Annotated in this window: 7 protein-coding genes; 1 reads left to right on the top strand and 6 read right to left on the bottom strand. The window is 43.0% G+C overall.

Features of this window, described 5'->3' with window-relative positions; translation table 11 throughout:
* Positions 1–39: 39 nt before the first annotated feature.
* From NGM62_RS08570 to NGM62_RS08555, 4 genes are read right to left on the bottom strand one after another with little or no spacing between them, the layout of a single operon-like run.
* Positions 40–528, bottom strand: a complete 489-nt coding sequence (locus NGM62_RS08570) for an SDR family NAD(P)-dependent oxidoreductase (RefSeq protein WP_262247137.1) — start codon at positions 526–528, stop codon at positions 40–42.
* Positions 529–561: 33 nt separating this feature from the next.
* On the bottom strand, positions 562–1,962 hold the full coding sequence (locus NGM62_RS08565) for a pyridoxal phosphate-dependent decarboxylase family protein (RefSeq protein ID WP_262247135.1): 1,401 nt from the start codon (positions 1,960–1,962) through the stop codon (positions 562–564).
* Positions 1,963–1,981: 19 nt separating this feature from the next.
* On the bottom strand, positions 1,982–2,944 hold the full coding sequence (locus NGM62_RS08560; RefSeq protein WP_262247134.1) for a ketopantoate reductase family protein: 963 nt from the start codon (positions 2,942–2,944) through the stop codon (positions 1,982–1,984).
* A gap of 2 nt (positions 2,945–2,946) precedes the next feature.
* Positions 2,947–3,390, bottom strand: coding sequence for a GNAT family N-acetyltransferase (locus NGM62_RS08555; protein ID WP_262247132.1), 444 nt, complete (start codon positions 3,388–3,390; stop codon positions 2,947–2,949).
* A gap of 98 nt (positions 3,391–3,488) precedes the next feature.
* On the opposite strand from NGM62_RS08555, the gene NGM62_RS08550 reads away from it, so the two are divergent.
* A complete protein-coding gene (locus NGM62_RS08550) occupies positions 3,489–4,925 on the top strand; it encodes an aminotransferase-like domain-containing protein (RefSeq protein WP_262247129.1) in 1,437 nt (478 codons plus the stop codon).
* A 3-nt stretch (positions 4,926–4,928) separates the two neighbouring features.
* Here the strand turns inward: NGM62_RS08550 and NGM62_RS08545 are convergent, their stop codons facing one another.
* Positions 4,929–5,453: a YfiT family bacillithiol transferase gene (locus NGM62_RS08545; protein WP_262247127.1), complete on the bottom strand. Its 525-nt coding sequence runs from the start codon at positions 5,451–5,453 to the stop codon at positions 4,929–4,931.
* A 12-nt stretch (positions 5,454–5,465) separates the two neighbouring features.
* On the bottom strand, positions 5,466–6,527 hold the full coding sequence (locus tag NGM62_RS08540; RefSeq protein ID WP_262247126.1) for a branched-chain amino acid aminotransferase: 1,062 nt from the start codon (positions 6,525–6,527) through the stop codon (positions 5,466–5,468).
* Positions 6,528–6,539: the final 12 nt, after the last annotated feature.

The following is a 6,539-nucleotide window of genomic DNA, read 5'->3' as shown; positions in this document are numbered from 1 at the left end:
AAAATCTAACTTAAACTGCTGTCCTGTTTTCGGGGGGAATTATACTCCTTTTGTGGCAGCATAATCGGTGTATTCAAAAGGTGCCCCGGTCCTGGAAGCAATGGAGGAAACATTGACAATGGTTCCGCCTTCACCACCATATGTTGACGACATGCGTTTAATGGCTTCTTGGCAGCACAGAAATGGTCCCATTACATTGGCGTTAAACATCCGTTGCAATCTTTCATAATCAAGATCAACGAATTTCTTCTGATGCTCAAGTATTCCGGCATTGTTGATGAGGCAATGGAGCTTTCCAAAATGCCTATCCACTTCGGAAAATAAACGAACAATCTCATCTTGCCTGGAAACATCTGCTTGAATGGCGACGGCTTTTCCTCCTTGTGATACAATCCGATTAACTACATCGTCGGCTGCTGCTTTGTTCTTTTTATAATTTACTGCTACTGCATAACCGTTTCTTGCGGCAAGGAGCGCTGTTGCTGCACCTATTCCTCGGCTGGCGCCTGTTATTAACATTATTTTCATATTAATCACCTAACTTATAATTGTTTACATTATTTACAAATAATACTTATAGAGGATTTCTCTAAAAGTTTGAACAGTCTTCGAAATGTCGTCTTCGTTAGTTTGCCAATTACACACCGATATCCGCATACAACGTATACCATTCCATTCGGTCCCTCCCAAAAAAGACATTCCTTTGTCCAGATTTTCCTGAATGATGAAATCTGTAAACGAATTGGGATCTGGATGATCGAGATGGTTTTTGGGCGGCATAAACCTTACGAGCCCCTGATTGATGATAGGTTCGCTGACGATTTCAATGCCCGGTATTTTTCCCAATTCTTCAATTAATTTGGCACACAGGTAACAGCTTTTATCAATAATTTGACCTATCCCAATTCTGCCTAATTCCCTTATAGCGGCGTACGTTGCAAATCCTCTGGCTCGTCGTGACCATTCAGGCGTCCAGTCCATCTGATCCCTTGCGCCATCACTATGAGTAAGATAGCTCGCCCGGATGGAAAGTGCTTTGTAATGAGCAGATACATTTCTTACAAATGCATAGCCGCTGTCATAAGGTACATTTAACCATTTGTGTCCGTCCGTTGCCCAAGAGTCTGCATTTTCACACCCTTTTAAGAGATGCTTAAAGTTCTCACTGGTAGCAGCCCACAATCCAAAAGCCCCGTCAATATGTACCCAAGCGTTGTACTGGTGGGTTATGGCTATCAATTTATCAAAATCATCAAATGTTCCGGTGTTCAGATCGCCTGCCTGCAAAACGACTATGGCCGGTTGTTGGTTTGTTTCGAGTGCCTCGCAAAGTGCCTCCGGCGATAATTGCCTGTCATTGTTTGTTTCAAGATATTCGATGTTATCCGTTCCCAATCCAAGAAACCGAATGGCTCTTAAGGCGGATCCATGCAGTAATTCGCTTGTAAAAATCTTTATTTTTGGTGCACCAAAAAGACCACTTTTCTCAACATCCCAACCGTTACGTTCAAGTAGCGCGTTACGGGCAGCTGAAAGACAGGTAAAATGTGCCATCTGGCAACCGGTTGTAAACGCGAAACTTGCATCTTGAGGTATGCCGAATAATTCCTTTAGCCATTTGCCCGCAACCTCTTCGGCAATCGCGGACGCAGGGCTACTGACGTATAAGGCAGCATTTTGATCCCACAAAGATGTAAGCCATTCTGCAGCAAGAGCGGAACGGACATTTCCTCCCATAACCCAGCCAAAGAAGCGCCCTGAAGTAGAGTGAACAATTCCTTGTTCAGCATCAGCAATCAATTGTTCAATGACTTGGACACTATCTATCCCACGATCTTGCAAAGGATATTCGAGTGCACGCTCCAAGTCATTTTTTCCGCTGATAGCGTTTACTGGTAAATCGTCAACTCTATCCAGATAATCCAATGAATATTTATAAACAATTTCTAAGGTCTTTTCCATATCGATTATTCACTAACGGTCAATACTTTGTTGATGTTTCCTGATTTGTTCTTTTTGATGCGATTTCAGACTTTATTTTCGTGAGTTCACCTAATAACCTTGTCTCCCTAACGGCATCCTGCTGATGTATCTGTTCCGCTATCCTCACTATTTCAGCGTTTAATGTTTCTATTTCGGTTCTTTTATTACGCCGTATATCTTGTAAGGTCGATATCGCTTGCCCATCGGAAAACCGGCTTATTTGAACCAAACCACTCTCTACGTCATCAGGCTGAATTGCTATTCCTTTTGCATGAGCGATAGTTGTGCATTCAGCGATTACCCTACGGGCAATTTTCAGCGCATCAGGATTTCTGTGGAAGATGCCATTGTCAATTTCCAATAACGGGCAAACCGAATTGAACACGCAATTGATGATCGCTTTTTTCCATATGATATGCTGGATATGCACTTCACTCATAAATCTAAAATCAGGGGTATTTAGATGGGCGACGATATTGTTTAGTTGCTCTTCATCTCCATGCGCTATTCCCACAGGACAAGTTGCCACAGGCTTAAACCGCACAACAATTTCATCAATCAACTGACTCGTTACAAAGAGAACGCAACGGTACACCTGCTGGTATCCACACTCCAAAAAAGGTTGCTCGATGCCCAAGCCGTTTTGTAGGAGTACGATAGGTGAGTCGCCTATTTTTGATTTTAATGCGCCCGCCAGTTTTTTATTTCCAAAAGATTTGGTTGCGAGAACAACAATACCGTCAATCTCGGAAAGGGAATTCAATGTTGCAACCTCAACATCCGCCTCGTGTATAGAGCCGTTTTCCATTTCGACAGCGAAACGGCGGGTTACTGTACTACCGTCATCTACGCTTCCTCTTATCATGGTAACTTTTCTACCCGCTTGAGAAAGGAAGATAGCGAGCGCTTTACCAATAGCCCCTGAACCTACGATAAATATGTGCTTGTGATAGAAATCCATTATTACTTGCTTTTTATAGGTGTGCGATACATATTATCTTGAACAATTTCCATATATTTTTCCGAATCGGATAAACTCCTGAAGCCGTAGCGGCTATAAAGTGTTTGGGCATCTTCGGTGAATAACACAAACCGTCGTAACTGCTTTACCCATTTGATATTAACGATATACTGCAGCATTGCTTTGCTGACGCCTTTTCCACGGTATTGCTTTAAAACGAAAACATCAGACAGGTAACCGAAAGTCGCCCGATCAGAGATTATCCGGGCGAAACCAATCTGCTTGTCTTCACTATCAAAAACGCCTATGCAAAAGGAATTTTTTAAAGACTTTTCTACGATTTCAAAAGGAACATTCTGAGCCCAATAGCTTTCTTTGGAGATAAAATAATGGATGCTCCCTAAATCCATCCGATGAAATCCCGTTTTAATCTTATAGTGTCCCATAGCTTTAAGTTCATCTTGTCAAACAAAATTCGGTAATATATTTTTATGATAGCAGATGCAGTTTTATTATTTTTGCTGGTAGCAGTTAAAATGTACGAATGAAGAAAACACAAAACAAGTCGGAGTTCGCTTATATGCGTATCGCTAAAATTATCGAGCAACAAATCCTGAACGGTACGTTGCGTACCGGTGATAAGCTCCCATCGCTACGGACGATTTGCCGTGAATATGGTGTAAGTCAAAATACGGCATTGAGTGCATACTATTATTTAGAGAGTAAAATGTTGATTGAGACGCGGCCTCAGTCCGGATACTATGTGCGGTATTCAAAAACGAAAATTCCTGCGCTACCCCAGCTTACCAACCCGGAATCGGAAGCGAATTATGCCGACAGTGAATTATTGGTACGTAAGATTTATGATAGCTTGGGGGAAGATGGTCATTTACCGCTTGCATTGGGAACTCCGGCAAATGAGCTATTGCCCATAGCAAAACTCAACAAAGGTCTTATGATGGCAACAAGGGAGTTGAAAGGCAGCGGTGTCATGTACGACAAAACCGAGGGAAATGAGCGGTTACGCCGTCAAATTGCCCGATGGTCTTTCGCAATGGAGTGTAATTTGAAGCATGATGAAATCATCACCACAAGTGGTTGCCTGAACGCGCTGTCATATTGTATGATGGCATTAACAAAAAAAGGAGATACGGTAGCCATGGAAAGTCCTATCTCGTTCGGCATGTTACAACTCGCTCAGGTGTTAGGCGTCAAAGTATTGGAACTACCATCGGATCCACAGCATGGTGTTGACCTGAACGCATTGGAAGATGCACTAAGAAAAAACAAGATAAATGTATGTCTCTTTATCAGCAATTTCAGCAATCCGCTGGGCAGTTGCATGCCCGACGAAAACAAGAAACAGACGGTACGTCTCCTTGAAAAATATAACGTTCCCCTTATTGAGAATGATCTTAATGGTGACGTATATTTTGGTCAGCAACGACCGAAATCATGCAAGACCTATGACGAAAGCGGCCTGGTATTGTGGTGCGGTTCGGTATCCAAAACGCTCGCTCCCGGCTATCGGGTTGGGTGGGTTGCTCCGGGAAAGTTCAAGGATGAGGTACGGCGCATGAAGCTCTATCACAATATCTCATCGACTTCCATCACACAGGAAGTTATTGCCGGGTTTCTTGAAACAGGCCGGTATGAGAACCACCTCCGCAAACTAAGGAGTACGCTCCATGGCAATCTACTCAAATTTTCAAGGGCCATTTCGGATTATTTTCCTGACGGAACAATGGCCAGCAGGCCGCAGGGCGGGTTTGTGATTTGGGTGGAATTACCTAAAACTATTCATACCATTGCATTATATGAACAATGCCTGCGGCATAAAATCAGCTTTGCGCCGGGTAGAATTTTCACGTTGCAAAATCAATACGAAAATTGCCTTCGATTAAACTACGGTTTGTTATGGAATGAGCGATTGGATCGCGATCTTAAATTGCTGGGAGACCTTGCCCATAAAGCTTTGTAAAAACTATATCCAATTTTGGTTTCTCTTTAACACCCTAATATGAGCCAAGTGGTGATTGCAATGCCATGCATACATACCAATAACTTCGTCCAAAGGAATTGGTCGACCGTGTTCAGGATGAACGTATGTTCTTTTTAGGTCTTCGTCGTCAAGGCTTTCAAGTAATTTACTCCACCTCTCATGTAACCCTTTTAAAAGGTTTAACGAGGGCTCCAAGTGAATTTTGCTGTCCGGCAGTTCTGCCCATAACGCTTCATAATAAGGCTTGATAATGGGATCAGTTTCTGTGAGCGCCAACTTAAAACGTATAAAAGCATTCATATGGCTGTCTGCACAATGATGGACAACTTGTCTTACGGTCCAGCCACCATCTCTGTATGGGGTATCGAGCTGTTCATCCGTTAATGATAAAACCTCGTTGCCTATTTCTTTCGGGAATCCAGAAATAATCCTTATCCAGCCCGAAAGTTCCTGTTTATTGATAAGGTTCGGCTTCTCAAAATGTCCGATTGGGTATCTTACATCCATTGTTCGCTGTTTCTAAATATTTACTAAATAATTCCATCCGTGTGGGTCTGTCTTGCGCTCACGTCTTATTTCTTCCAATTCATTTTTCAAACGGTACATTACCGCTTTATCTCCCGTGTAGGGGTGATAATCAACTCCGTCAATTTGGATACTGGCTATTGGAGAAACAATAGCGGCTGTACCTGCACCGAAAATCTCCACATTTTCGTTATGAGCCAAGGTATCTGCCAACTCTGCTACGCTTATTCGCCGTTCTTCGACCAAAATACCCAAATCCCGGCATAGTTGTATGAGCGAGTTTCTGGTGATACCATCCAGAATAGAAGAGCTCAATGGTGGGGTCAATAGTTTCCCGTCGGCAATGAGCATAATATTCATCGTACCAGCCTCTTCCAAAAATTGATGTGTAGAAGCGTCTGTCCATATAATCTGATCAAAACCTTGTTGGTTGGCGAGGTAAGTTGGATAGAAAGCTCCGCCGTAGTTTCCTCCACATTTTGCATAACCGGCTCCTCCTTCAGGTGATCGGGAAAATTCGGTCTCTACCTTAACGCGTAATGGCTTATCATAATACTGCGTGATGGGAGTGCAGGCGATGCAAAACAGAAACGTATCCGAAACTTTAACGCCCAAACGTGGCTCCGTAGCAATAACAAAGGGGCGGATATACAAAGCAAGTTTATCCTTGCCATCGGGCAACCATGAATGATCCGCTTTCACAATTGCTTCCAAACCCGTTAAGAATAAATCTTTTGGAATTTCCGGCATGCACATCCGCGCTAAAGACCGATTCATCCTGGCCAAATGCCTGTCGGGCCTGAATATATTGATTGTTCCCTCGCTTATGCGGTAAGCTTTCATTCCCTCGAAGACCGTCTGTCCGTAATGGAAACATAGTGAGAATGGGCTGAGGGATAGGTTGCTAAATTCTTCGACTCTCGGATTGCACCAGCTTCCGTTGTCGTAATTAGCGAAAAATAGATGGTCGGTAGGCGTAGAGCCGAAAGTAAAATTTTCAAAATCAAACTTCTCTGCGCTGGTCAATATTGTATGTGGGGTCGTTAAACTGGTCATCTTGTAAGTTAA

The organism is Parapedobacter soli (assembly GCF_025460835.1).
GTDB classification, from domain to species: Bacteria; Bacteroidota; Bacteroidia; order Sphingobacteriales; family Sphingobacteriaceae; genus Parapedobacter; species Parapedobacter soli.
Note: the sequence above shows the minus strand (reverse complement) of the source record. Positions and strands in the feature narration are given on the sequence as shown.